This window comes from Streptomyces sp. ICC4, from assembly GCF_003287915.1.
Lineage (GTDB): Bacteria > Actinomycetota > Actinomycetes > Streptomycetales > Streptomycetaceae > Streptomyces > Streptomyces tritrimontium.
This window is the reverse complement of record NZ_CP030286.1, coordinates 6597407-6620789: the sequence shown is the minus strand read 5'-3', so window position 1 is coordinate 6620789 and position 23383 is coordinate 6597407. Positions and strand designations below refer to the sequence as shown.

Sequence of the window (23383 nt, the reverse complement as noted above, 5' to 3'; positions counted from 1 at the left end):
CCCGGGCTACGAGTGGCCGAGGTCCGCCGCGAGGAGGTCCGCCGCCGGGACCGGGCCCGAGTCGGTGGACGGGCGGAGGTGGAACTCGTCCGAGGCCATGGAGTCCAGCACCGGCGGCGCCGGCCGCGGGGGCTTCGGCATCACGGCGGCCTCCGAGTGGCCCCCGCATCCGTAGGACAGGGAGACGAGCCGGCCGTCCGCCGGTCCGAACTCGTTCGCGCAGACGCCGAAGGCCTGGCCCAGCGAGCCGCCGATCGCGACGAGGAACCCGCAGGAGACGCAGGACGCGGGCGCGGCCTGCGCCATCGGGGTCTTCGCGCCGAAGGACTCGTCCCAGCGGTCGGCGGCGCTGTGCAGCCCGTAGCGGGAGAGCACGCGCGCCCGGCGCATGCCCAGTTCCTCCGCGACGGAGGCGATGGAGCCGCGGACGGGGACGACCGTGCGGTCGGTGACGTCGGCGTCCTCCGCCTCGACCAGTGCGGCCATCTCGGCGGAGACCACCGAGTTCGGCGGCGGCGCGTCCTCGCCCGACCAGCCCTGTTCCAGGCGCAGGTCCTCGGCGTCCGTGGGGAGCAGGTCGCCGGGGCCCATGTCGCCGGGGCGCAGCCGCTCGCTCCACGGCACCCACTCGGGGGCCAGCAGCGCGTCGTCGCCGGGGAGCAGCACCGTTTCGTCGAGGGTGATGTTCTTGGCCCGGGACGCACGGGTCACCGTCACGGCCCAGCGCCAGCCCCGGTAGCCGGGGTCCTTGCACTCGAAGAAGTGGGTGACGACCCTGTCGCCCTCAGCGACCGCGGATACGTGCTCTCCCACCACACCGGGTGCGGCCGCTTCCTCCGCCGCCGTGCGGGCGAGGTCTACCGCCTCGACGCACAGGCGGTCGGGGGTACGGCTTCGCGTCGTCGCAGCACTCACAGGTCTCGTTCTCTCCTACGCCGTCTCACGAGTGCGCCGTCCGTACTTGTCGTCCACAACGACCCGTCGGCTGTCCCTACGTAGCGCGGGCGGAGCGGACCAGAGGGCCGCGTCGACGTCCGCGCCCGATCGGTTCCAGGGCGCACCTACCTGCGATCCATTCTGCGGGATCGCGAAGAGGCGCGCGGCCAAGAGCAACCGCCGGTGGCGCGCTACGCACGCTACCTCCTCCGGGGCCTTCGGCCCACATGCAAGGTCCGATTCGCGGACAACCCCACTACCGGCCACACCCGCGCGCCGCGCCGGGGCGGGTCACGAGGGGCCGAGTGGGGCACTATGACCACGTGGCACCCGTACGGTCGTCCGATGACGGCTCGGGACCGGCCAGGCGGGCCGGCCGGGCCGTCGGGCGTGCCCTGCACCTGCCCTTCACCGGTACGGCGCGCGGGATCCGGCGGGCCACGCACGCCCACGGGGCGGGTGAATCCGGCCTCGGCAAACTGATCGAACTGCACGCGATCAACGGCGCCGGTGATGTGATGATCACAGTCGCGCTCGCCTCCACCGTCTTCTTTTCCGTCCCCACGGACGAAGCACGCGGCCGAGTGGCCCTGTACCTCGCCATCACCATGGCCCCCTTCACCCTGCTGGCCCCGGTGATCGGCCCGCTGCTGGACCGGCTGCCGCACGGGCGCCGGGCCGCGATGGCCGGCGCGATGCTCACCCGGGCGCTGCTGGCCGTGATGATGTCGGGCGCGGTGGCCACGGGCGGCCTGGAGCTGTACCCGGCCGCGCTGGGCGTGCTCGTCGCCTCCAAGGCCTACGGCGTGGTGCGCAGCGCCGTGGTCCCCAGACTCCTCCCACCGGGGTTCTCGCTCGTCAAGGCCAACTCCCGGGTCACCCTGGCCGGCCTGCTGGCCACCGGCGCGGCCGCGCCGGTGGGCGCCGCCCTGCACACGATCGGGGCGCCGTGGCCGCTGTACGGGGCGTGCGCCATCTTCATCTGGGGCACCTTCGCGGCGTTCACGCTGCCCCACAAGGTCGACGAGGCCAAGGGCGAGCGGCGGGCCCGGCTGTCCACGCACGAGGCGCACTCGAAGCGGCCCGGACTGCGGACGGTCAGCCGGCCGGTGCTGTGCGGGCTGCTGGCGAACGCCTCGATGCGCGGTCTGTCCGGGTTCCTGATCTTCTTCCTGGCGTTCCTGCTGCGCGAGCACCCGCTCGCCGGGCAGAGCGCGGCGGTGTCGCTGGGCATCGTCGGCGTCTCGGCGGGCGTGGGCAACGCGTGCGGGACCGCGGTGGGGGCCTGGCTCCGGGCGCGCGCGCCCGAGGTGATCATCGCTTCCGTCCTGTGCCTGACCCTGGCGGTCGCCGTCCTCGCGGCGGTCTTCTTCAGCGGGGTCTTCATGGCCGTCCTGGGCGCGACGGCCGGCTTCTGCCAGGCCCTGGCGAAGCTCTCGCTGGACGCGATGATCCAGCGCGACGTGCCCGAGGCGGTGCGCACCTCGGCCTTCGCCCGCTCGGAGACCCTGCTCCAGGTGGCGTGGGTGCTCGGCGGCGCGATCGGCATCGCCCTGCCCCTGAACGGCGCCCTGGGCATGGCCGTCGCCGCGACGGTGGTGGCCCTGGGCACGGCGATGGCCCTGCGCGGGGTCCTCACGTCCCCCCGCCACCAGCAGTCCACATCCTCTCGCCCACGGGTGGCGTAGCAACCCGGCCCCGCCGGCGCCGATCCAGCCCCGCCGGCGTTTGAGGCACGGGGTCCGGGGCGGAGCCCCGAAAGCCCGGCGCGGCCGGGGCCGCTCGCGCCACGGCGCCGCACCACACCACCCCGTGCAGCAGCGCAGCGCACCCGCCCGATAGCCTTCGGCTCATGACCGCACCGCTTTTCTCGGGTAGGGGCCGCCGCAGCGTCGCGGCCCTCGGAGCCGTATCCGCCGGCCTCCTCCTCCTCTCCGCCTGTGACAAGCCGACGCCGCTGGCGACCGTGACGGTCGGCACCTCGTCGGTGTCCGCCGAAGCCGCCTGCCGCGACGGCAAGGAGCTCACGGCCGAAAAGGTCCAGGAGTGCTTCACCGACCTGAAGGACGCCAAGACCATCGAGTACGGCCGCGGCGACACCCTGCGCCTGGGTGTCGAGCCCGAGGTCGTCGAGGACGGCAACAAGTGGCAGGCGGTCCTGGACGGACAGCAGATCACCGAGCCCTCCAGCAACACCTACGACAGCTTCCCGGGCGCCGACCTCTTCCTCACCGGCGGCCAGGGCGAGGCCCCCGCCTCGAAGAAGCTCAACATCGTCCAGGTCTCCCCGGACGGCAAGCCCCTCGCCGTCTGGGCCTTCACCGTCAAGCTCAAGTAAGCACGTACCCGAGGTGCGCGCGCTCATCGTGACCGCGGTGGCGGCGGAGGCCGACTCCGTCGTCAGCGGCCTGCCCGGTCCGGTCCCTCATCCGGACCACACCCCCGGCTCCGGGCCGCGCACCCTCCCCGGTGGCTACCTCATCCACCACCGGGGATCCTTCGACGTCCTCGTCGCCGGAGTCGGCCCGGCCGCCGCGGCCGCCGGGACCGCGACCGCCCTGGCGCTCGCGCCCGGCCCCGGCTACGGCCTGGTCGTCTCCGCCGGCATCGGCGGCGGGTTCGCGCCCGCCGCCCCGCTCGGCTCCCTCGTGGTCGCCGACGCCATCGTCGCCGCCGACCTGGGGGCCGAGACCCCGCAGGGCTTCCTGCCCGTCGCGGAGCTCGGCTTCGGCCGCAGCGTGCACCTGCCTCCCGCGGAGCTCGCCGCGCGCGCCGCCGAGGCCACCGGGGCCCTGCTCGCACCGGTCCTGACCGTCTCCACCGTCACCGGCACCGCGGCCCGCGCAGCCGCCCTCGCGGCCCGCCATCCGCTGGCCGGGGCCGAGGCCATGGAGGGGTTCGGGGTCGCGGAGGCCGCCGCCGCGCACGGGCTGCCCGTCCTGGAGGTCCGTGCCGTCTCCAACGCCGTGGGTCCCCGCGACCGCGCCGCCTGGCGGATCGGCGACGCGCTGGCCGCGCTCGCCGGCGCCTTCCGCGCGCTGGGACCCGTACTCGACGCCCGGGAAGGCCCGTCATGAACGCCACGCCCTCCGAGAACACCGGGAACACCGGGACCTCCGAGAACACCGCGGGCCCCGTACGGATCGCGTACTCGCCCTGCCCGAACGACACCTTCGTCTTCGACGCCTGGGCCCACGGCCGGGTCCCCGGCGCGCCCGCCCTCGACGTCACCTTCGCGGACATCGACATCACCAACGGCATGGCCGAGCGCGGTGAGCTGGACGTCCTGAAGGTGTCCTACGCCGTCCTGCCGTGGGTGCTGGAGGAGTACGCGCTGCTGCCCTGCGGCGGGGCCCTGGGGCGCGGCTGCGGGCCGCTGGTCCTGACCCGCGAACCGGGCGACGGCCCCGCGGGCCTGGCCGGCAAGACGGTCGCGGTCCCGAGCGAACGCTCCACCGCCTACCTGCTGTTCCGGCTGTGGGCCGCCGACGTGCTGCCGGCCGAGGGGGTCGGCAAGGTGGTCGTGCTGCCGTTCCACGAGATCATGCCGGCCGTGCGCGACGGCCGGGTGGATGCCGGACTGGTCATCCACGAGGCCCGGTTCACCTATCAGGACTACGGGCTGCACTGCCTGGCCGACATGGGCGAGCACTGGGAGTCCACGACCGGCCTGCCGATCCCGCTCGGCGCGATCATCGCCAAGCGCTCGCTGGGCGAGGACGCGCTGCGCGCGCTCGCCGAGTCCGCCCGCGCGTCGGTCCGGATGGCCTGGGCCGACCCGGAGGCCTCCCGGCCCTACGTACGGGCGCACGCGCAGGAGCTGGACCCGGCCGTCGCCGACCAGCACATCGGGCTGTACGTCAACGAGTTCACGGCCGGCCTGGGCGACGCCGGTTACGCGGCGGTGCGCGGCCTGCTGACGCGGGCGGCGGCGGAGGGTCTTGTTCCGGCCATCGCCCCCGGTGCGCTGGACTTCCCGTAGGACATGAGCGTGCCCCGGCTCCCTCCCGGGAGCCGGGGCACGGCCGTACGCAGAGGTCAGACGTCCATCTGATCGGCCACCGCGCGCAGCATGTCGGCGATCTTCGAGCCGTGCGCCTTGTCGGGGTAGCGGCCCCGCTCCAACTGCTGCGTGACGTTCTCCAACAGGGTCGTGAGGTCCTGCACGATGGAGGCGAGCTCGTCCGGCTTGCGCCGCTGCGCGGCCGCGACCGAGGGTGCCGGATCCAGGACGATCACCGAAAGCGCCTGGTCACCGCGTTGCCCGGCGACGACGCCGAACTCGACGCGCTGGCCCGGCTTGAGGGCGTCCACCCCGGCGGGGAGCACCGAGGAGTGGACGAAGACGTCGCCGCCGTCGTCGCGGGAGAGGAAGCCGAAGCCCTTCTCGCTGTTGAACCACTTGACCTTGCCGGTAGGCACGTCCGTCCTCTGTCCTTGTGCTCGTCGGGTGTGGAGCGGGTCACCGACCCGCACCTCTCAGGCTAATCGTCAGGTTCCGGGGAACAAGACGTTCCCCGGTCCTTCGTGGATGACCGCTCCGGCCAGGGAACTACCCTGGCCGGGTGACTGTTACTCCTCAGCCCGAGCACGCGGACACCGCCCGCGCCACCACCGACACCGCGGGCGACCCCGACGCGGCCCGCCCCGGCGACGGGCTCGTGAAGGCCGGCGGGATCGTCTTCATCGCCGGCGCCGTCGCCACGCTCGCCACGATGGCCCCGCTGCTCCTGGACATCGACCCGTTCCCGTCGTACGCGTGGGCCGTGTGCATGCTCATGGGCGTCGGCTTCGCCATCTCGGCGGCGGGCGTGCTGCGCTCGGCGGCCGCGCAGCGCACGGCCGCCCGCGCGTCACAGGCGCAGGCTCAGACCCAGGCCCAGACCCAGGCCCAGGCCCAGGCCCAGGTGTAGGGCGTACGTCCTCACGCGGTCCGCGTGCGGGCGTACTCCTCCAGCCAGGCCGGCAGCTCCGTGAGGTCCGCGAGGACCACGTCGGCGCCGGCCTCCCGCAGCTCCGGCTCCGGGCAGGGGCCGGTCGGGACCGTCACCGACAGGGCGCCGGCCGCGCGTGCGCCCCGTACGTCGCCGACGTGGTCGCCGACGTAGACCTGGGCGCCGTACTCGCGCAGGGCGCCCGCCTTGGCCTCCGCCCACAGCCAGCCGACGACCGCGTCGGGCTCGATGCCCAGGTGGGCCAGGTGCAGGCGGGCGTTGGGCTCGTGCTTGGCGGTGACGACGATCGCGCGGCCGCCGAGCGCCCGGACCGCCTGGACGGCCTCGCGGGCGCCGGGCATCGCCGGGGTCGGCCCGATGGCGTGGGCGGGGTAGATCTCCCGGTAGCGGTCGGCCATGGCGGGGATCTCCGCCTCGGCGAACCAGTGCGCGAGCTCCTGCTCCAGCGGCGGTCCGAGGCGCGTGACGGCCTCGTCGGCGTCGATGAACGTGCCCGTCTCGGCCGAAAGCGCCTGGTAGGCGGCCTTGATGCCCGGCCGGGAGTCGATGAGGGTCATGTCGAGGTCGAATCCGACGGTCAGCAGCGTCTCGGAGCTCATGCCGCCATTGTGCCGAGCCCTGCGGGGCTGACCCGACCCAGGGCCCCCGGGCTCCGCCCCGGACCCCGTGCGTCGGCCCCGCCGGCGTTCGAGGCGCGGGAGTGCGGGGCGGAGCCCGGGGCTCCGCCCTGACCCGCAGCCCCGGGCTCCGCCCAAGACCCCCGGGGCTGCGGGTCAGCGAGCGGCCCACCACGAAGGCGGCACCGTCCCAATCCGTCCACTCAGCCAGCCCCTCAGAAAGATCCACGGAGCGATCCTGCCAGCACAGCATCAGACCCGGTGAACCTTTCCGGTCACAGCACTAGGCGCCCGCCGACCGGCGGATCAGGCATGCCGCGAACGCCGCGCGGTGAGGGCGGTCACGGCGAGGGTCAGTAGCGTCACCGTGCCGAGGGCGATCAGCGTCTGCCGGTCCGGGTGCGCCACGGACTGGCCGCGTCGTGCCTGCCAGGTGAGTACGGCGAACAACCCCGTGTACCAGCACGCGAACGCACCGACGAGCAGGGTCCGGACCCCGTCGTCGAGCCGCCGGCGGAAGAGGGTCCCGTACAGGTGCATCACGGCGATGAGCAGCAGTAGGACGTGGATGGCGTGCATGCTGACGAGGTGGGGTACGCGGAGGTCTCCGCCGGTCAGGCTCCAGCCGGTGAGCGGCATCCCCCGCCCGTCGGGATCGCCGATCCCGTGAGCGCCGCTCAGCACGACCGGGTTCCCGGCCGCGTCCGGGACCGTACGGGGCTCAATGGAAAGGGTACTGAGCCAGCCCGCCACGGCCATGCCGGCGGCGGCGAGCGTGAGCCCCGCGCCCAGGGCGACGGTGAGTGCCCGGTCGGTGCCGGACTGGAACAGCACCAGCGTCGCGATGACCAGGGTGGCCACGAGGAGCGGCATGACGCCGATCGAGAAGGCTGCGGCGACATTCCGGGCGACGGCGTCGGTGTTCTCGTTGAAGTGGCTGAAGGTGCCGTGGGCGGCGGCGTAGACGACGGCGCAGACGTCGATCACCCCGGCCACCGCGATGACGCTGCCGGTCCACCAGCCCAGCCGCCTCCCCTTGTTGAGCCTGCTCAGGAGCCAGGCGAGCGTGACTCCGTATATGCCGAAGGCCACGCCGAACTTCATCGGTTTGAACCAGAGGGATGCACCCAGGAGTTGACGGTCGTCGAGCAGCGCGGCGACGGCGCAGAACACCGAAATGGCACACATCAGCGCGGAGTTCAGCATGAGGGGGCGATGCCATTGTGACACTGCCGGTGAGCGGTTCACGAGTCCTCCAGGAGCGGGTGCGGTTCGTGCTCGCCACGCTAGGAAGCGAGCTGCCTCGGCCGCGTCCCCTACCAGGGGCATCCGGCGGACCCCGGGAGGGGTGGCTGTCCGGGGGCCGCGTACCCCATGGGGACGATGCGCACCCCGCGGTCCCCGGCTAACGTGCGGGCAACAGGGCAAAGGGGGACAGCCGGCTTGCGGAGTCCGCCCCCCTCGGCTGGAAGGACCTGGCAGAGATGCGCCGACCCGCGAAGCACCTGATCACGTGGTGGCCCCCCAGTGCGTGGCGGATGCCGACGGGCCGGCCGCTGATCGCCCGCCCCGTCGCCGCGGACGTCGTACTCGCCGCGGCCTTTTTCGCCGTCATGCTCGTCGAACAATTGGGGCCGACCGAAGGGGCGGACACGCCCACGACGCGCGCCGTCATGTTTGCCGCGGCGGTCGCCGGACCGCTGGCCTGCCGCAGGACCGCGCCGCTGGCCTCGTACCTGGTGGGTACCGCGGCCCTGTCCGTCGAAGCGCTGTGGGGTCGGGAGAACCCGCTCTCCCCGTACGCGAACCTGATCGGCCTGTACTCCCTCGGCCTGCACGCGAGCCGCACCCGGGCCTGGACCGGTCCGTTCGCCGCGTTCCTCGGCATGATCGCCTACTTCACCGGACAGCAGGACCGCGACTTCTGGTCCGTGGTGCCGGCCGGAGTGCTCTTCCTGTGGCTCCTCGTCTGGGCCATCGGCTTCGGCGCCGCGCGGCGCCTGGAGGAACGCGACGCGACCCAACTCCGGCTTCGCGAGGAGGTGATCGCGGGGGAGCGTGCCCGGATGGCGCGTGAGCTGCACGACCTCGTCGGCCACACCGTCAATGTGATGCTCATTCAGGCCGGCGCCACCCGGCGACTGCTCAACCGCGACCCGGAGCGCGCCCGCGAGGTGCTCGGGCAACTGGAAGACTCCGGCCGCGAGGCACTGGAGGAACTCGACCGGGTCCTGGGCCTGTTGCGCCGCACCGCGCCGGCCGGATCCCAGCCGAAGCTCGACGACCTGAGCCGTCTCACGGATCGGATGGCGCAGGCCGGGATCAGCGTGGCGGCACACGTGGATCCCGGCCGGGACGAACTCCCCAGCAGCATCGACATGTCGGCGTACCGGATCGTGCAGGAGGCGCTCACCAACACGGTCAAACACGCCCGCGCCGGATCCGCCGACGTGACCGTCCGCCGGGTGGGGGACCGCCTCGACATCGAGGTCAGCGACGACGGCCAGGGCGCAGGCAACGGCTACGAGCCCGGACGAGGACTGCTCGGCATCGCCGAACGCGTGTCGATCCTGGGCGGCAGGCTCGAACACGGGCAGGGCGAGCAGGGCGGGTTCCGCCTGCACGTCTCGCTTCCGGTTCGATGACCCGGCACGCCGACGGAGCGGCCAACGACGAGCACCGGATCAAGATCGTGGTGGCCGACGACGACGCCCTGCTCCAGGCCGGCCTCGAACTGATCCTCGGGACCGAGGACGGCCTGGAGGTGGCCGGGCGGGCAGCGGACGGCATCCAGGCCGTCCGCCTGTGCCACGAACTCGTCCCCGACGTCATCCTGATGGACGTACGGATGCCCGGCATCGACGGGGTCGAGGCGACCCGGCGGATCGTGGCCGCCGGTCTGCCGACCCGGGTGCTGGTCCTGACGACGTTCCACCACGATGAATACGTATGGAGCGCGATCCGGGCCGGCGCGAGCGGTTTCCTCCTCAAACGCGCGTCCCCCGAACGCCTCATCGACGCCGTACGGACCGTCGCGGCCGGTCAGGCCGTGCTGGATCCGGCCGTCACCCGCGACATCCTGACCCGGCTTGCGGCCCAGCCCGCACCCACGCGCTCAGGGAGCCTGCGGGCGCCGGCCGACGCCCGCCTGGAGCGACTCACCGCCCGCGAACGCGAAGTGCTGCGGCAGGTCGCCCACGGCCTGTCCAACACGGAAATCGCGGAGCTGCTTTCCCTCGCAGAATCCACCGTCAAGACCCACGTGAAGCGGATCCTGGCCAAGCTCGACGCCCGCGACCGGGCCCAAGCGGTGGCGATCTCGTACCAGAGCGGCCTGATGCCGACTTGAGGGCTCACACCGCGCGCACTCCCGTCCGATGCGATCTCGAGTTCGGGACATTGGTTTGAGAGACAGTGAGTCTTGGTGGGTTGGTGCGCTGTTCTCGTGGAGGGAGCCAACCTCCAATGCCATCGGGCCAGAGGGCTCCACTCGCGCCGTGTGGGTCTTTGCCCGTTGCCCCGGTGGGACTGGGTCACCTGCCTTCGGTATGTGGTGGTTACGGGGTGGGGTTGATGTCGAGCCAGGTGGTGGGGATGAGGTTCTCGCCGCCGCGCCAGTCGTAGCGGATGGAGTCCTGGTACCAGCGGTGGGGCAGGTCGGCGTGGTCGCTGACGATGATCTGGAAGCCGGGAGCCGGCTCGGTGGCGACCTGTTGCATGAGCTTGAAGAGGCCGGTGACTGTCGCACGGTCTTCGACGAGGGCGAGGTCTTCCCGTCGTCCTCGTGCTTTGGCCGTGTCGGAGGGGCCGTAGGGCTGGGTCGGCCGGTCGAGCATGAGGAGGCGGGGCACGGGCCGGCTGTTCGCGGTGAAGTACTGGTGCACGGCGAGATGGGCGGCCAGGTGGTAGCAGACATGGGTCTTGCCGCTGCCGCTGCCGATGCGGAGCAGTTCGGTGATGCCGTCAGGGGTGTCGGTGACGACGGTGAGCTTCTTCGGGTTCAGGCGGACCAGTCCGTCGCCGTGCTCGAGTCTGAGGAACCGGGCGTGGCTGGTCATCTTGCCGCTGACGTAGCGGAGGCTGTGGGTGAGCTTGTCGTCGATGGCCTCGCTGTCGAGCTGCTCTTCCCGTCCTTGGACACGTTGCTGCGCGATGGAGACATCTGCCTGCAGACGCTGGAGGTGACCGCTGCCGGTTGTGGTGCTGATCTGGCCCAGGTAGGCGTTGATCCTGCAGCGGGTGTAGGCCTGGGCCTCAGCTTGTCCCAGGAGGCTGCTGCCCGGGCGCCGGCCGCGCAGTTCCCGACGGCGTACGGCATGGTCGCGCGGCCGGTGAAAACGCCTCCCGGGCACGCGCAGGGGCCCGCCCGCGCCCCTGCGAGGGCTGGGCGGCACTATCCGGCAGGCGGCGCTGCGGTCGTCTCGCGGAGAACGCCTATCTTGTCGATTCGGTGCTCGGGATTGCCCTGGGCATCGCTCCAGAAGTTGCCTTCGGCATGGTCTTCCGGGGTGGCGCAGGTCGAGATCGTGATCATGGCCTGGGTCGGGGCCGCACCCGGCTTTCCGGGGACCGCGGCGCGCTGCTCGCTCAGCGAGCGTTCTGACCGGAAGGACGTCTTGCGGCTCGCGATGATCTCGTACGTGTACACCACATCGCCCACGGTCACGAGCACCGAGTCGCCCTTCGCCACGGCGGGCAGGTCACGCAGCGGGCCGCCCGCCGACAGGCGGTGCGCGGTGACCAGGAAATTGCCCGCCTGGCCGGGCGCGACTCCGCCACGCTTCCCGTATGGGCTGGCCGCCACACCCTTGTCCTGAATACGGGTGCCGGGCGCATCGTCGGTGGTGCCCTCGTAGGGAATCACGCGCAGCCCGGTTATGCCCACCGAGGGTATGGACAGGACGGAGGCCTCGGTCTGCACGGAGGTAACCGGTGGCTCGGACGGCCGCGCGGCGGAGGCGGCCGGGGCCGAAGCGGGTGCCGCTGCCATCTTCGGCGGTGCGGGAGCCGCCGCGCCGGCGGCAGCCTGAGTGGTGCTGCAAGCCGCCAACAGGACGACCATGGCGCCAGCCGCCACGGCGGATGCGGCTCGGGACGGGAAATGCAGGGGCATGGGCGTTTCCGTACTGGTCGGCGGGGTCGTCGGGGCAGGGGGCGCGAGCCGGTTTGCCCGCCAGAGTGACATACGGAGCAAGAGGTTCATAAGGGCCGGACCTGTGACCTTCGCCCTCCCGGGGACGGGACGGGACGGGACGGGACAGGACGAGGCGCGGCGTGGACGGGGCAGGGCGTGGTGACGGTCAGGACGTGGTTGCTGTGAGGACGCCGATCTTGTCGATGCGGTGCTCGGGGTTGTTCTGCGCGTCCCGCCAGTGATTGCCTGCCGCATCGTCCTCGGGCGTGAGACAGGTGGTCACCGTGATCATCGCGCGGGTAGGGGCGGCGCCGGGGAAGCCGGGGACAGCGGCGCGCTGCGCGGCCATGGCGGACTGGGAGCGGAAAGAGGTCGTCCGGGTAGTGGTGATCGTGTACGTGTAGGTCACACCGCCGGAGGTCACGACGACGGACGCGCCCGTTGGCAGTGACGGCAGCGCCCGCAGTGGCCCGCCCGCCACGATGCGGTGTCCGGTGACGATGTAGTTGCCCACCTCGCCGGGGCCGACGCCACCGGCGGGACCATGCGGACTGGCGGCCACGCCCCGGTCCTGGATTCGAGTGCCCGGCGAGTCGTCGGGGCTCCCGCGGTACGGGACGACGGGAAGCTCGGACACGCCGATGGCCGGAATCGACAGCACGGCTGACTGCGGGCCCGCCGCTGCGGCCGACCCGGTCGCTGCCGCGGGCGCGCCGGGCGTCGTCAGCAGGAGGGCGAGGGCGGCGCTGGTGAGCACCGCCGACACGGCATGGGAGTCGAGGAACGCGCGCTGGGACATAGCGGTATCCCTGGTCGGCCGGGCCGCGCGGGGTCGAACAGGCCCGGTTGGCCCTTCCAGGGTCGCATACGGGCCGAGTGCGGCAAGGTGGCGTCCGACAGTTGAAACCAGGAGGCGCAACAGGCCGGTTCCCACGGGCGGAACCGTGTACCGACGTGTACCGCACTCCTCGCGGGTCACCACGGCCGGCCGAGCTGGGCACTGCTCGGTCTGCGCCCTCCCGCTCCACCCAGTGTGTGAGGGCCGCCAGGCCCCTTTTTGGAATGCCTGTTGCGCTTTGCTCGGGCCCCCTCCGCCCGTACGCGGCGCTTCCAGGGTGGGAGGCGGGGCCTGGGTGGGTTGTACGCCCAGCGCGGTAGCCGTCCGTGCTCAGGTACGGCGGTGTGAGCGCGACGACCTGGCAGACGTGGTCGGCGTCCTGCGCCCACGCGAGGAGGGTGAAGGACCCGTTCGTCACGACCATTGACTGCGCGGCCCCGTACACGGGCCCGGCCGTCCCGTTGATCCGGTACAGGACCTCGTCGCCGACCCTGCGGCCTCGGGCCGTGTGCTTGCACGGCACCGCGAGAGTGCGGTTGGCGGCGTCGACCGCGAGCACGTCCACCGCTTGGTCGCCGCGGCCGCCGACGACCTCGGCCTGCAGGCCGTCCCGCTCCAGCAGCCGCCGCACCATCTCCGCGAACCCGGCCGCCGAAGCCCCGTCTATAGCCCGGGCGTCGGGGCCGAACTCTGCCTTCCGGGCACTGCTGCTGCCTTCGAGCCCGGCCTCCCACGCCTTCCGGCGGGCCGCACGCTCCTGCTGGCGCAGCAAGCGCTGGGCTTCCGCCTCCCGGATCCGCGCGAGCCGCAGTAGCTCCTTCCGCCGCCGCAGCTCCCCTTCCAGGCTCCGCTGCCGGTCGCGGAGCCGCTCCGCCTCCGTACGCAGGCGCCCGGCTTCCTCCTCGTACCGTCGTACCCGGCGCCGGAAGGCGGCGCGGGCGGCGAACTCGACGGGCAGGGCGAGCAGAAGCCCCAGCGTCAGTACCTGCCCCGCAGGCGCGGGAAGCAGTCGCCGGCGACCTCGCACACGAAATTCTCGGGAGGGCTATTCCCGCAGGTGCAGGGAGCAGGCGTGCTGACCTGCCACTTTAGGGTTGTGGAGAGCCTTCTGAGGCACTTTCACCGGAACCCGCAGATTCGGCGGCTTCCAGGGGCCGGAAGGAGATCGGCCGCGCTCCCGGTCGGGTGTTGCCGAGTTCCGAGAACACCAGGGTCCGCATGTCAGGGCATGGGGGAGGGAGGGCTGACGAGCGGCACGGATATTGTCTCAGCATGAAACAAGAGTTCGATCTCGCTGCGGCTCTCGCCGGCGGCGTCGAAGGACGCAGTGGTGCATGGGACTTCATCCAGGGGTTCGCTGCCCATTGGGCCGGCGCCCTGGAGAGCGGCGACGGGTGGTCGGAGGCCGATCTGGCCGCGGCCGAGGAGAGGCTGGGTGTTCGGCTGCCGGCGGCGTTGCGCGAGGCGTACCTGCTGTTCGGGCGCCGCCGGGACCTGACCGGCAATCACGATGTGCTGCTCGGCCCGGCGGAGCTGTACGTGGACGATGCCAAGGAGGCCCTGGTCTTCCGGCACGAGAATCAGGGAGCCGCCTCCTGGGGCATCCTCCTCCACACCCTCCAGGACGACGACCCTGCGGTGTTCATCCGGTCGGACCTGGCCGACAAGACCGCCGAGCGGTGGGAAAGCTGGCTGGAGCGTCTCTCCCTCTGCTTCGTCGAGATCGTTCTGTCGGAGTCCGTCCAGGCCGACGGAGAGCCGTGCGACTTCCTTGAGCCCGATGACGACAGCGTCGAACTGCTGGAGGAGACCTGCGTCCGGCTGCCGTTCCCGCCGTATCCCCTCGGCGAGGAAGACCACGCGATTCGCTGGTTCCTGGGCCAGGATGCCCTCCTGCGCGACGACGGCATGGCCATTCTGGCCCGTGGCCGGACGGCGGAAGACCTCGACCGTGTTCGTGACCTGATCCCGGGCGACTGGCTCGACGACGATCGCTGACCGCGTCCAGGACTGCTGTCAGCCGAGTCGTCCACCATCGTTGGAGTCAGCCCAGGGGCTGCCGTTCAGATCGGAGGCGCCTTCACGCTGTCGGCTTCGTACGCACACGGTCGAGGGCTTCGTTCAGCGGCGCCGGCGACGACGGCGACGGACCAGCCGCAGCGCCACGCCCGCGGCGAAGGACAGCGCGCCGAAGCCGAGGATCGCGAACCCGAGACCGTCCATGAGGTCCAGGAGCAGCCACGGTTCCGCCGGCCGGTTCAGCCACGCCACCAGGAGCAGCATCCCGCCCAGGCCGAGGAGCACCAGGCCCCGGGCGTACCAGGTTTGGGGGTCGGCGTTGTCGACGGGCACCCGCTCGCGGCCTGTCACCGCGACCCCGCCAACCGCCGCAACCGCACGGCGTACATGGCCGCCATGCCGAGCTGCGCGACCGCGCCGGCCACCATGATCGCCGGCACCAGCCCGCCCGGCATCTCGAGCGGCTCCGGCACCATCAACAGCCAGAACACCAGCACCCCGCACCACGCCACCCCGACGACGCCGGAGATCCACAGCCCCGCCATCGGTGGCATCGGCTTTTTCACCGTCATGATCATTTCCCCCGTTCCTTGTTCCTTTCCGCAAGGGTAGGCGCGAGGCGCGAGCTTCCCGCCCGGCTGCTCATCCGTGCGTGCGGATGCGGCACGGGTGCCCGGAACCCTGCGGCACCGCCGTCGCACCGCCGTCGCAGCGGTGGGCAGGTACGCGCCGGCCGGCCGTGACGAGGGGCTACGCAGGACAGTGGACGGCGTGGAGCAGCCGGAGGCACAGCCACAGTTGCTGCGGGCAGGAGGTTCCCCGCGCGTGCGGGGGAGTAACTGCAGAAGGGCCGTTTCACCCAGAACTGCGAAGGGTCATGCCCCGCAGAGGCAGGGCTCGACCGAAGTTGCCGCAGATCCACTGGTGAGTCTCGGAGACATCCCCGCGGTTGCGGGGCGCAGCCTCCTGGACACGTTCAAGGAGTACAGCACCCAGGGTTCATCCCCGCAGGTGCGGGGAGCGATCGGTCGTCTTCCGAGCACCCGCGACACTCACGGATTCATCCCTGAAGGCGGGGAGCAACGTGCTTGGTGCGTCATGGCCGTGGCTTCCAGAGGTTCTGGTTCACCCCGCAGAGACGGTGAACCGGGAAGCAGCGGGGAACAGATACCGACGCCTCCGCCCGCCGTGTTGAGAGCGGGTTCATCCCCGCAGGTACAGAGAGCGGGCTTACTGACCTGCCACTTTAGGACTGTAGCCAGCCTTCTGAAGCACATCCACCAAAACCCACGGATTCGGCGGCTCTCAGGGGGTGCGGGCACGAGATCGGGCCTCGGAGTGTCGGAGTAGGGGTGTGCCGGTACGGGTCGGGTCGGGCCGGGGAAGACCGTGTGATTCGAGGTGCAGGAGGTCTAGAAGACGATCTCCGCCAGCGCGGCGCGGGCCACGCGTTCGGCCTGGACGGGCAGGTCGGCCTTGCCGTTGCTGTCGGAGTAGGAGACATCGACCACGACGTTCCCCTTGCGTGCCCGGATCTGCGACGTGCCTCGTGAATCCTTCCGGTACGCCTCGTCCCCAAGGCCCGAAACCGGCTTCCAGGTACCTGTGTCCGTGCCGACGCGGGACGCGAGCCTGTTGTGAGCGGCGGTCACACCGCTCTCGGGGTGGCGGATGAACGACCACTCCTCCCTCTCGTACGCGAGCCGGAGTGATGCCTCGTCGGTGACCTCCCCCGCCGTGCAGGCCGTCCGGCCCGGCCTGTCGTACGGGGAGCTCGCGGGCGTCTTGCCAGGCGTCAGCCGCTCCGCGGGCTCCGCCAGGACGACGCACGGGCCCGCGACTGCGCTCGCCTCGCTCACGCCGGGCCACCAGCCGGCGTTCCACGGCTTGCTCGTCAGTACGAGGCCGCCCAGCATCAGGAGGATGAGGCCGGCGCCGACGAGCCAGACCACCTTCCGCGCCATACGTGCCCGAGCCTCCACAGCGGATTCCGTCATCGCGCGCCACCCCCGTTGCGTGATCCGGCTGCCGAACATATCAGCGGGAGCAGACGGCGTGTGCCGGGTGACAGCACCCACCACCACCAGCAGTAGCAGTAGCAGTTCCGGCTGCTGCCCGGCTCCGATCCCTCGCCCATTCTCAGGTCGGCTCCGGCACCCGGCCGGACCCGCGGTGTCAGTGCCCCCGCGCCTCACGACCGCCGACCCGATCTCCACCCCCCTGACCACCCCCTGACTCGTCCCCGCAGGGCGTGGGAGCAGCGGCAGAAGGCGTACGCGGATGTAGGCAGCAGTCGTAGTCCGGCTGGGCCGTGCGCAGGATGCCCGGTGCGGCCAGTGGGGCCGTACGCGCGTCTGCGGTACCGGGGACGCGCGGGACGCGCGGGATAATCGGGTTCATGGTCACGCTCTCCTCCAGCAGCGGGGAGCACCTCGGCGGCCGAGGTGCTCCACGCCCGGTACGCGGGCCGCCTGCCCGCCTCGCTGAAGGAGCTCGCGGGTCCCACGCACGGTGTGGTCGAGCTGCCGCTGAACGTCGCCTGGTCCGGACTGCGCGCGTACGACGTGGACCGGCCCCGCCTGCGCATGGGCCTCTACCGCACCGTCCTGGCCGAGGGGCAGCACGAGGACCTCGTGAACCTGCTGGACCGCGAGCTCCTGCTGGAGCTGTGGCCCGTCCTGCGCACCCTGGTCAGCGGGCACCTGCGCGAGGCCTGGGAGGACGCGTTCCCCGAGCTCGGCGCGGCGGCGGGGTCCGCCGCCGCGTGAAACTGAGCGACCTGCACCGACGGCTCCTCGCCGCCGTGATCGACATCGGCGCCCCGTACCCCCTCGTGATCACCGGCGGGTACGCCGTCCAGGCCCACGGCCTGGTCGAACACCTCAGCCAGGAACTCGACGTCGCCACCGAGAACCCCGCCCCGATGGCGGAGATCGCCGCCGGCCTGGAGCAGGGCCTGACGTCGCGCGGCTGGCAGGTGCGCGTGATCGCCGTGGACCCCTTGTCGGCCAGGCTGATGGCGGTCGACCCCGCCACCGGTGAGGAGTGCGAGGTCGACGTGCTCAAGGAGCACTTCTGGAACCCGCCGGCCCTCAGCGCGTACGGGCCCGTCCTCACCCTCGACTCCGTCATCGGTACGAAGGTCCGCGCCCTGGCCGACCGTGGGGCGGCCCGCGACTTCATCGATGTCCACGCAGCCTCCCGCCACCGCACCACGGCCGACCTCGAGCGCCTCGGCGAGCGGCACGGCCGCGACGAGTTCCGCCTCCAGGGCCTTCGCGACCGCCTCACCGGAGCGGACCGGGCGGACGACTACGAGTTCGCCGCCTACGGCCTCACCGAGGACGACATCGCCGAGCTCCGCACCTGGGCCCGCCGCTGGGCCGACGACCTCGACCAGCGCCTGCACGACCACGACCACGGCGCTTGAGACCACGCGCTCGCCCGGCCCCGGACGTTCCTCACGACCTGCGGCCGAGGCGGTCGGTACCATGCGGCTCTCGGAGCGAGCACCCTCGGCGGCAACATCATCCAGATCGGAACCGAGTCCTACCGCCTCGCTGCGACCAAAGCCCAGGCAGAGCGCGCAGCCGGCTGAGCGGCCGAGGAACTGAGTCCTGAGGCGCTGACAGGGATTCAGCTTCGATTTCCCGCAGCAGTTCCCCGTCATCGCCATAGAGCTCAAGACTGAACGGCAGACCGAACTGGGTCAGCAGCTCTGCCAGATCCTCGAACCGCTGAGGATCAACGACTCCGTTCAGAAGCGTGTCACCCTCGGTCGAGTCGACCTCGATGCGACACCAGCCAGTTTCGACCTCATACGACTCCCACGAAGCCGATCTGGAACTCCAGCCTGCCCCGATGAACTTCCCGGCTATCAACGAGGCACTCGGGGACCTTGCCAGGCCGCCACACACGTTGTTGTTGATCTCAAACCAGACGGGATCGAGCGGCTGGCCCTCATCGGATATGTCCACAGCTGGATTATGAAGCAGACCGAGACCTTCGACCGCACACGCTTTCGACATCAAAACTTGTCGATGTTGATCACTCAACCCGAGTCACGTGCCTCCCGAAATCCTCGGCAGACGACTCCCGAAGAAGTCGTCATAGCCAGGGGTTGCGATGCCGGTGAGGCGGCCAGGAGGCGGTAGGCGACCAGGCGCATGGTCGGGAGGGCGGGCGGGCCGGCGGGGAGCGCCGGAAGCGTGGGGCGCGGGCATGACCGGGGGTGCTCCGTTCAGGACCGGGCCCGCTGGCCGCGCCGGGTCAGCCAGAGCACGCCGGCGGCGCCGGAGAGCAGCACGGTGGCGCCCAGGGTGCCCAGCGCGATGGCGGAGTCCTCGGGACCGGTCTGCGGGAGCGTGTCGTCGGTGGGGCCGGCGCCGGACTGCGGGGCGGTTCCCCCGGATCCCTCCACGTCCAGCTCGAGGGAGGGCTTGGGGCTGTTGCCGGGGGTGCAGGTGGTGGTCGTGCCCATCGCCTTGATCGTGAGGACGCCCGCGGTGAAGGTGACCTTGCCGCTCTTCTTGGGCGTGTAGGTGCCCGAGAGGTCGGTGATCTTGATGGGCGTCTCGGCGGGCAGGGCCTCGGCGTTGGGCGGGCCGGAGACCGGGACCGAGACCTTCTCGGCGCCGTCGACGAGGATGACGGCGCTGGGGCTCATCGCGCCCTTGCCGAGCTCGATGGGGCTGGAGGAGACGCCCTTCTGGAAGGTCATCGTCAGCTTGTAGCCGCTGCCCTCTTCGACTGCCTTGATGTCGATGGGCGAGACCGCCGACTTGTCCCCGATGGGGGTCTTGCAGTCGTACTGGACGTCGATCACGGCGGCTTCGGCTGCGGGGGCGGCCAGCAGGACCGCCGTTCCCGCCAGCGCGGAGGCCAGCGCGAGCGCGGTGGATCGTTTCCGGTCGGACACCTTCGTCTTCCCCTCGACTTTCGGGCCACAAGTTACTGACGGCACATCAGATTGGTGGCTCAAGGTACGCCCGGGGCCTTACGGAGGGAAGACACAGGACAGCGCCGGATCAACGGCCCGCGGCCGCACCGACGCTGTCCTGTTACGGATGGGTTCAGACCGTCTTGCAGCCCTTCTGCCAGACGGCCGAAACCAGCGGGACGCCCGGCCGGTAGGCGAGGTGGACGTGGCTGGGGGCGTCCAGCAGGACCAGGTCCGCGCGGGCGCCGGGGGTGAGCGCCCCGATGTCGGTCCGGCGCAGCGCCCGGGCGCCGCCGGCGGTGGCGGACCACAGGGCCTCGTCCGGGGTCATCCGCATGTCGCGGACGGCGAGCGCGATGCAGAACGGCATCGAACTCGTGTAGGAGGACCCGGGATTGCAGTCCGTGGACAGCGCGACGGTGGCACCCGCGTCGATGAGCCGGCGGGCGTCGGGCCACTGGGCGCGCGTGGAGAACTCGGCACCGGGCAGCAGGGTGGCCACGGTGGTCGCGGCGGCCTGCGCGAGGGCGTCGACGTCGGCGTCCGTGAGGTGGGTGCAGTGGTCGGCGGAGGCCGCTTCGAGTTCGACGGCGAGCTGTACGCCGGGGCCGTGGGAGAGCTGGTTGGCGTGGACGCGCGGGATCAGCCCGGCGGCCGCGCCGGCGGTCAGGATCGCGCGGGCCTGCTCCCCGTCGAAGGCACCCTTCTCGCAGAAGACGTCCACCCAGCGGGCGTACGGGGCGCAGGCGGTCAGCATCTCGCCGGTGACCAGGTCCACGTAGCCGGCCGGGTCGTCGGCGTAGTCCGGGGAGACGATGTGCGCGCCGAGGTAGGTGACCTCCTCGGTGTGCGCGGCGGCGATGCGCAGTGCTCGTGCCTCGTCCTGGACCGTGAGGCCGTAGCCGGACTTGGTCTCGAAGGTGGTGGTGCCCTGGCGGCGGGCCTCGTCGAGGTGGCGCACCAGGTTGGCCTCGAGCTCCGCGTCGGTGGCGGCGCGGGTGGCGGCGACGGTGGTGCGGATGCCTCCGGCGGAGTAGGCGCGGCCGGACATGCGGGCGTTGAACTCGGCGGTGCGGTCGCCCGCGAAGACGAGGTGGGAGTGCGAGTCGACGAAGCCGGGGACGGCGGCGCGGCCCTGCGCGTCGTACGAGGCGTCGGCGGCGGGGGCCCGGTCGGCGGGGCCGACCCAGGCGACGCGGTCGCCGTCGATGACGACGGCGGCGTTCTGGATCAGGCCCAGGGGGGTGCCGTCGCCGAGGGCGGGGTCGTTGGTGACGAGGCTGCCGATGTTGGTGATGGCGGTGGTGGTCATGGTTCCTCGGGTGGTCGAGTGGATTCGTTCCCGGGGAGGGTCAGCCCCGGAGGGCGGCGATGGCTTCGGCCAGGGCCGACGGGACGTCCCCGATCAGCGCGTGCGCGCCGTCGCGGACGATGTGGCGGCCGGCCACGACCGTGTGGCGGACGTCCGCCGCCGTGGCGGCGAAGACGGCCGTCTCCGCACCGAGGCGCGGCAGCGCCCCCGCCGTCCGGACGGAGTCCAGCGCGATCGTGGTGAAGTCCGCGAGCGCGCCCGCCTCCAGGCGGCCCGCGTCGGGCCGCCCGAGGGCCGCGTGGCCGTCCTCCGTCGCCGCGGTGAGCAGCGCGTTCGCCGTCCAGTGCCCCCGGGTGCGGCTGCTGAGCCGCTCGTTCAGCTCCATCGCCCGCGCCTCTTCGAGCAGGTCGATCACCGCGTGGCTGTCGCTGCCCAGCGAGAGCGGGCTGCCCGCGTGCTGGAGCCGTACCGCCGGGCCGATGCCGTCCGCGAGGTCCCGCTCCGTGGTGGGGCACATGCAGGTGCCGGTGGTGGTGCCGCCGAGCAGCGCGATGTCCGCGTCCGTGAGGTGCGTGTTGTGCACGCCGGTGGTGCGCGGGCCCAGCACCCCGTGGTCGGCGAGCAGTTGCGTCGGGGTGCGCCCGTGGGCGGCGAGGCAGGCGTCGTTCTCGGCGGTCTGCTCCGAGAGGTGGACGTGCAGCGGGGCCCGGCGCTCCTCGGCCCAGCGGGCCACTGTGGCGAGCTGCCCGGCCGGCACGGCGCGCACCGAGTGGATCGCCGCGCCGATCAGGGCGTGCCCGCGGGGCTTGAGGGCGGACACCCGCTCGGCCCAGGCCTCCGCGGTCCCGTCGGAGAAGCGCAGCTGGTGCGGGTTGGGGGCCTCGCCGCGGTGCTCGTTCACGATGCCCGCCGCGAGATAGGCCGTGTCCAGGAGGGTGATCCGGATGCCGGCCTCGGCGGCGGCCTCGATCAGCGCCTCGCCCATGGCGTTGGGGTCGTCGTAGGGGACTCCGCCCGGCGCGTGGTGGACGTAGTGGAACTCGCCGACGTTCGTGATGCCGGCCAGCGCCATCTCGGCGTACACCGCGCGGGCGAGCGCGAAGTAGCTCTCGGGGGTGAGGTTCTGGGCGACCTTGTACATGAAGTCGCGCCAGGTCCAGAAGGTTCCGGAGCCGAGCTGCACGGTGGAGCGCAGGGCCCGGTGGAAGGCGTGGCTGTGCGCGTTGGCGAGGCCCGGGAGGGTCAGGCCGCGCAGGACCTCCGCGCCCGGGGGCGGGGTCTCGGACCCGGGCCCGGTCCGCAGGGCGGCGATCCGCCCGTCGTCCGCGACCTCCAGGGTGACGCCCGGCTCGACATGGGTGCCGAGCCAGGCGTGTTCCAGCCAGTACGTCTTCAGCACGTGCCCCTTCAACTGCATGCGAGGCCTTCCAGTACGTCGGCGAGGGCGAGGACGCCCGCAACGCAGTCGTCCTCGTCGGCGGACTCCCGCGGGGAGTGGGAGACGCCGGTGGGGTTCCGTACGAACAGCATCGCGGTCGGGACGGCCGCCGAGAGGATTCCGGCGTCGTGTCCCGCGCCCGTGCCGAGGACCGGGACGGCCCCGCCGAGGATCCGGTTGAGCTCGTCGCGCAGGGCGTGCTCGAACTCCACGACCGGGGTGAAGGACTCCCGGACGATGTCGAGGTCGATCCCGTCCTGCTCGGCGCGCTCGCGGGCGGCCTTCTCGATCGCGGTCACGACCGTGTCGAGGGTGGCCTGGTCGGATGCCCGTGAGTCGAGCCAGCCGCGCACCAGGGACGGGATGGCGTTGACCCCGTTGGGCTCGACGGAGATCTTCCCGAAGGTGGCCACGGCCCCGGCGAGGGCCGCCTCGGCGCGGGCCGCGAGCACGGTCTGCGCGTAGGTGAGCATCGGGTCGCGGCGGTCCACCAGGCGGGTGGTGCCCGCGTGGTTGGCCTCGCCGCGGAAGTCGAAGCGCCAGCGGCCGTGCGGCCAGATCGCGGAGGCGATGCCGACCCGGTCGCCGGACAGGTCCAGGGCCCGGCCCTGTTCCACGTGGAGTTCGACGAAGGCGCCGATGCGGGCCAGGCGTTCGGGGTCGGCCCCGATGGTGCCGGGGTCGTATCCGGCCGCCTCCATGGCCTCCGGCAGGCGTACGCCGTCCGCGTCGCGGAGCTCGTACGCCTTCTCCTTGGTCAGCTGCCCGGCGGCCAGCCGGGAGCCGACGCAGGCGAGCCCGAAGCGGGCGCCTTCCTCGTCGCCGAAGTTGGTGATGGCGAGGGGCCTGGAGAACTCCGCTCCCCTCCTGCGGAGTTCGTCCAGGGCCGCGAAGGAGGACACCACCCCGAGGGGGCCGTCGAAGGCCCCGCCGTCGGGGACGGAGTCCAGGTGGGAGCCGGTGACGACGGCGTCCCCCGCGAGGACGTCTTTGTACGTCTCAGCGCCGAGCCAGGCCCACTGGTTGCCGTTGCGGTCGGTCTCGTACGCGAGCCCGCGCGCTTCGGCCTGCGCCTGGAACCAGGTGCGGCAGTCGGCGTCGGCGCCGGTCCAGGCGTAACGGCGGTACCCGCCGCTGTCCTTGTCCCGGCCGATGGGCCGGAGCTCGGCCCACATCTCGTGGAACGAGGCTCCGG

General features: G+C 72.0%; 26 protein-coding genes. 11 read left to right on the top strand and 15 right to left on the bottom strand.

Translation table 11 applies throughout. From position 1 onward, the window contains the following. Positions 1–6: 6 nt before the first annotated feature. The gene (locus DRB89_RS30940; RefSeq protein ID WP_112451579.1) at positions 7–915 is read right to left on the bottom strand and encodes a DUF3027 domain-containing protein; all 909 of its coding nucleotides are present in this window, start codon (positions 913–915) and stop codon (positions 7–9) included. Between the two features lie 326 nt (positions 916–1241). Between DRB89_RS30940 and DRB89_RS30930 the strand changes: the two genes are divergently transcribed. The 4 genes from DRB89_RS30930 to DRB89_RS30915 all read left to right on the top strand — a co-directional run bounded on the left by DRB89_RS30930 (position 1242) and on the right by DRB89_RS30915 (position 4918). Beyond that, positions 1242–2624: an MFS transporter gene (locus DRB89_RS30930; RefSeq protein WP_112451578.1), complete on the top strand. Its 1383-nt coding sequence runs from the start codon at positions 1242–1244 to the stop codon at positions 2622–2624. 164 nt (positions 2625–2788) lie between these two features. Then, on the top strand, positions 2789–3274 hold the full coding sequence (locus DRB89_RS30925; RefSeq protein WP_112451577.1) for a DUF2771 domain-containing protein: 486 nt from the start codon (positions 2789–2791) through the stop codon (positions 3272–3274). Positions 3275–3287: 13 nt separating this feature from the next. After that, the gene (locus DRB89_RS30920) at positions 3288–4013 is read left to right on the top strand and encodes a futalosine hydrolase (protein ID WP_112451576.1); all 726 of its coding nucleotides are present in this window, start codon (positions 3288–3290) and stop codon (positions 4011–4013) included. Further along, entirely contained in the window at positions 4010–4918 is a 909-nt protein-coding gene (locus DRB89_RS30915; RefSeq protein ID WP_112451575.1) for a 1,4-dihydroxy-6-naphthoate synthase, read from the top strand. The genes DRB89_RS30920 and DRB89_RS30915 overlap by 4 nt, the downstream gene beginning before the upstream one ends. A gap of 56 nt (positions 4919–4974) precedes the next feature. Here the strand turns inward: DRB89_RS30915 and DRB89_RS46095 are convergent, their stop codons facing one another. Next, entirely contained in the window at positions 4975–5358 is a 384-nt protein-coding gene (locus DRB89_RS46095; RefSeq protein ID WP_112451574.1) for a cold-shock protein, read from the bottom strand. A gap of 239 nt (positions 5359–5597) precedes the next feature. On the opposite strand from DRB89_RS46095, the gene DRB89_RS30905 reads away from it, so the two are divergent. After that, positions 5598–5849: a hypothetical protein gene (locus DRB89_RS30905; RefSeq protein WP_112453935.1), complete on the top strand. Its 252-nt coding sequence runs from the start codon at positions 5598–5600 to the stop codon at positions 5847–5849. 11 nt (positions 5850–5860) lie between these two features. Here the strand turns inward: DRB89_RS30905 and DRB89_RS30900 are convergent, their stop codons facing one another. Further along, complete coding sequence (locus DRB89_RS30900) at positions 5861–6490, bottom strand: HAD family hydrolase (protein WP_112451573.1); 630 nt, start codon at positions 6488–6490, stop codon at positions 5861–5863. A 324-nt stretch (positions 6491–6814) separates the two neighbouring features. Next, positions 6815–7714 (bottom strand): hypothetical protein, encoded by a 900-nt coding sequence (locus DRB89_RS30895; RefSeq protein ID WP_112451562.1) that lies wholly within the window; start codon positions 7712–7714, stop codon positions 6815–6817. Between the two features lie 278 nt (positions 7715–7992). On the opposite strand from DRB89_RS30895, the gene DRB89_RS30890 reads away from it, so the two are divergent. Beyond that, the gene (locus DRB89_RS30890; protein WP_112451563.1) at positions 7993–9153 is read left to right on the top strand and encodes a sensor histidine kinase; all 1161 of its coding nucleotides are present in this window, start codon (positions 7993–7995) and stop codon (positions 9151–9153) included. Continuing rightward, positions 9150–9857 carry a response regulator transcription factor gene (locus DRB89_RS30885; protein WP_112451564.1) on the top strand — a complete coding sequence of 236 codons (708 nt, stop codon included), beginning with the start codon at positions 9150–9152 and terminating at the stop codon, positions 9855–9857. Before DRB89_RS30890 ends, DRB89_RS30885 begins: the two co-directional genes overlap by 4 nt. 208 nt (positions 9858–10065) lie before the next feature. Here DRB89_RS30885 and DRB89_RS30880 read toward each other — a convergent pair whose 3' ends face one another. From DRB89_RS30880 to DRB89_RS30870, 3 genes are all read right to left on the bottom strand, one after another. Then, positions 10066–10860: a DUF3732 domain-containing protein gene (locus DRB89_RS30880; RefSeq protein WP_239516408.1), complete on the bottom strand. Its 795-nt coding sequence runs from the start codon at positions 10858–10860 to the stop codon at positions 10066–10068. Between the two features lie 41 nt (positions 10861–10901). After that, positions 10902–11621, bottom strand: coding sequence for a class E sortase (locus DRB89_RS30875; RefSeq protein ID WP_112451565.1), 720 nt, complete (start codon positions 11619–11621; stop codon positions 10902–10904). 187 nt (positions 11622–11808) lie between these two features. Further along, the gene (locus tag DRB89_RS30870; protein ID WP_112451566.1) at positions 11809–12441 is read right to left on the bottom strand and encodes a sortase; all 633 of its coding nucleotides are present in this window, start codon (positions 12439–12441) and stop codon (positions 11809–11811) included. 547 nt (positions 12442–12988) lie between these two features. Between DRB89_RS30870 and DRB89_RS45095 the strand changes: the two genes are divergently transcribed. Both DRB89_RS45095 and DRB89_RS30860 read left to right on the top strand, forming a co-directional pair. Next, positions 12989–13294, top strand: coding sequence for a hypothetical protein (locus tag DRB89_RS45095; protein ID WP_239516407.1), 306 nt, complete (start codon positions 12989–12991; stop codon positions 13292–13294). Positions 13295–13752: 458 nt separating this feature from the next. Further along, positions 13753–14478 (top strand): SMI1/KNR4 family protein, encoded by a 726-nt coding sequence (locus tag DRB89_RS30860; RefSeq protein WP_112451567.1) that lies wholly within the window; start codon positions 13753–13755, stop codon positions 14476–14478. Between the two features lie 123 nt (positions 14479–14601). Here DRB89_RS30860 and DRB89_RS30855 read toward each other — a convergent pair whose 3' ends face one another. The 3 genes from DRB89_RS30855 to DRB89_RS30845 all read right to left on the bottom strand — a co-directional run bounded on the left by DRB89_RS30855 (position 14602) and on the right by DRB89_RS30845 (position 16463). Then, entirely contained in the window at positions 14602–14850 is a 249-nt protein-coding gene (locus tag DRB89_RS30855; protein ID WP_112451568.1) for a hypothetical protein, read from the bottom strand. Continuing rightward, the gene (locus DRB89_RS30850; protein WP_112451569.1) at positions 14847–15077 is read right to left on the bottom strand and encodes a hypothetical protein; all 231 of its coding nucleotides are present in this window, start codon (positions 15075–15077) and stop codon (positions 14847–14849) included. Before DRB89_RS30850 ends, DRB89_RS30855 begins: the two co-directional genes overlap by 4 nt. An 834-nt stretch (positions 15078–15911) precedes the next feature. Continuing rightward, on the bottom strand, positions 15912–16463 hold the full coding sequence (locus DRB89_RS30845) for a hypothetical protein (protein WP_112451570.1): 552 nt from the start codon (positions 16461–16463) through the stop codon (positions 15912–15914). Between the two features lie 480 nt (positions 16464–16943). Between DRB89_RS30845 and DRB89_RS30840 the strand changes: the two genes are divergently transcribed. Together DRB89_RS30840 and DRB89_RS30835 are read left to right on the top strand one after the other, a co-directional pair. Next, complete coding sequence (locus DRB89_RS30840) at positions 16944–17267, top strand: hypothetical protein (RefSeq protein WP_112451571.1); 324 nt, start codon at positions 16944–16946, stop codon at positions 17265–17267. Next, positions 17264–17929 carry a nucleotidyl transferase AbiEii/AbiGii toxin family protein gene (locus DRB89_RS30835; RefSeq protein WP_112451572.1) on the top strand — a complete coding sequence of 222 codons (666 nt, stop codon included), beginning with the start codon at positions 17264–17266 and terminating at the stop codon, positions 17927–17929. Before DRB89_RS30840 ends, DRB89_RS30835 begins: the two co-directional genes overlap by 4 nt. A gap of 97 nt (positions 17930–18026) precedes the next feature. Here DRB89_RS30835 and DRB89_RS43265 read toward each other — a convergent pair whose 3' ends face one another. From DRB89_RS43265 to DRB89_RS30815, 5 genes are all read right to left on the bottom strand, one after another. Next, positions 18027–18476: a hypothetical protein gene (locus tag DRB89_RS43265; RefSeq protein WP_162688798.1), complete on the bottom strand. Its 450-nt coding sequence runs from the start codon at positions 18474–18476 to the stop codon at positions 18027–18029. A gap of 263 nt (positions 18477–18739) precedes the next feature. Next, on the bottom strand, positions 18740–19417 hold the full coding sequence (locus DRB89_RS30830; protein ID WP_112451614.1) for an LPXTG cell wall anchor domain-containing protein: 678 nt from the start codon (positions 19415–19417) through the stop codon (positions 18740–18742). A gap of 154 nt (positions 19418–19571) precedes the next feature. Next, entirely contained in the window at positions 19572–20750 is a 1179-nt protein-coding gene (gene hutI, locus DRB89_RS30825; protein WP_112451613.1) for an imidazolonepropionase, read from the bottom strand. 40 nt (positions 20751–20790) lie between these two features. Further along, positions 20791–22167, bottom strand: coding sequence for a formimidoylglutamate deiminase (locus tag DRB89_RS30820; RefSeq protein WP_112451612.1), 1377 nt, complete (start codon positions 22165–22167; stop codon positions 20791–20793). Then, positions 22158–23363 (bottom strand): allantoate amidohydrolase, encoded by a 1206-nt coding sequence (locus DRB89_RS30815; protein WP_112453956.1) that lies wholly within the window; start codon positions 23361–23363, stop codon positions 22158–22160. The genes DRB89_RS30820 and DRB89_RS30815 overlap by 10 nt, the downstream gene beginning before the upstream one ends. Between the last annotated feature and the right edge of the window lie 20 nt (positions 23364–23383).

What these genes read in the sequence shown, in the direction of transcription:
- DRB89_RS30895 (WP_112451562.1), bottom strand. Translation starts at nt 7,714, where the DNA reads ATGCTGAACTCCGCGCTGATGTGTGCCATTTCGGTGTTCTGCGCCGTC.
- DRB89_RS30875 (WP_112451565.1), bottom strand. Translation starts at nt 11,621, where the DNA reads ATGCCCCTGCATTTCCCGTCCCGAGCCGCATCCGCCGTGGCGGCTGGC.
- DRB89_RS30860 (WP_112451567.1), top strand. Translation starts at nt 13,753, where the DNA reads ATGAAACAAGAGTTCGATCTCGCTGCGGCTCTCGCCGGCGGCGTCGAA.
- DRB89_RS30850 (WP_112451569.1), bottom strand. Translation starts at nt 15,077, where the DNA reads ATGATCATGACGGTGAAAAAGCCGATGCCACCGATGGCGGGGCTGTGG.
- DRB89_RS30900 (WP_112451573.1), bottom strand. Translation starts at nt 6,490, where the DNA reads ATGAGCTCCGAGACGCTGCTGACCGTCGGATTCGACCTCGACATGACC.
- DRB89_RS30870 (WP_112451566.1), bottom strand. Translation starts at nt 12,441, where the DNA reads ATGTCCCAGCGCGCGTTCCTCGACTCCCATGCCGTGTCGGCGGTGCTC.
- DRB89_RS30915 (WP_112451575.1), top strand. Translation starts at nt 4,010, where the DNA reads ATGAACGCCACGCCCTCCGAGAACACCGGGAACACCGGGACCTCCGAG.
- DRB89_RS30925 (WP_112451577.1), top strand. Translation starts at nt 2,789, where the DNA reads ATGACCGCACCGCTTTTCTCGGGTAGGGGCCGCCGCAGCGTCGCGGCC.
- hutI (WP_112451613.1), bottom strand. Translation starts at nt 20,750, where the DNA reads ATGACCACCACCGCCATCACCAACATCGGCAGCCTCGTCACCAACGAC.
- DRB89_RS30890 (WP_112451563.1), top strand. Translation starts at nt 7,993, where the DNA reads ATGCGCCGACCCGCGAAGCACCTGATCACGTGGTGGCCCCCCAGTGCG.
- DRB89_RS30845 (WP_112451570.1), bottom strand. Translation starts at nt 16,463, where the DNA reads ATGGCGCGGAAGGTGGTCTGGCTCGTCGGCGCCGGCCTCATCCTCCTG.
- DRB89_RS30815 (WP_112453956.1), bottom strand. Translation starts at nt 23,363, where the DNA reads ATGTGGGCCGAGCTCCGGCCCATCGGCCGGGACAAGGACAGCGGCGGG.
- DRB89_RS30885 (WP_112451564.1), top strand. Translation starts at nt 9,150, where the DNA reads ATGACCCGGCACGCCGACGGAGCGGCCAACGACGAGCACCGGATCAAG.
- DRB89_RS30820 (WP_112451612.1), bottom strand. Translation starts at nt 22,167, where the DNA reads ATGCAGTTGAAGGGGCACGTGCTGAAGACGTACTGGCTGGAACACGCC.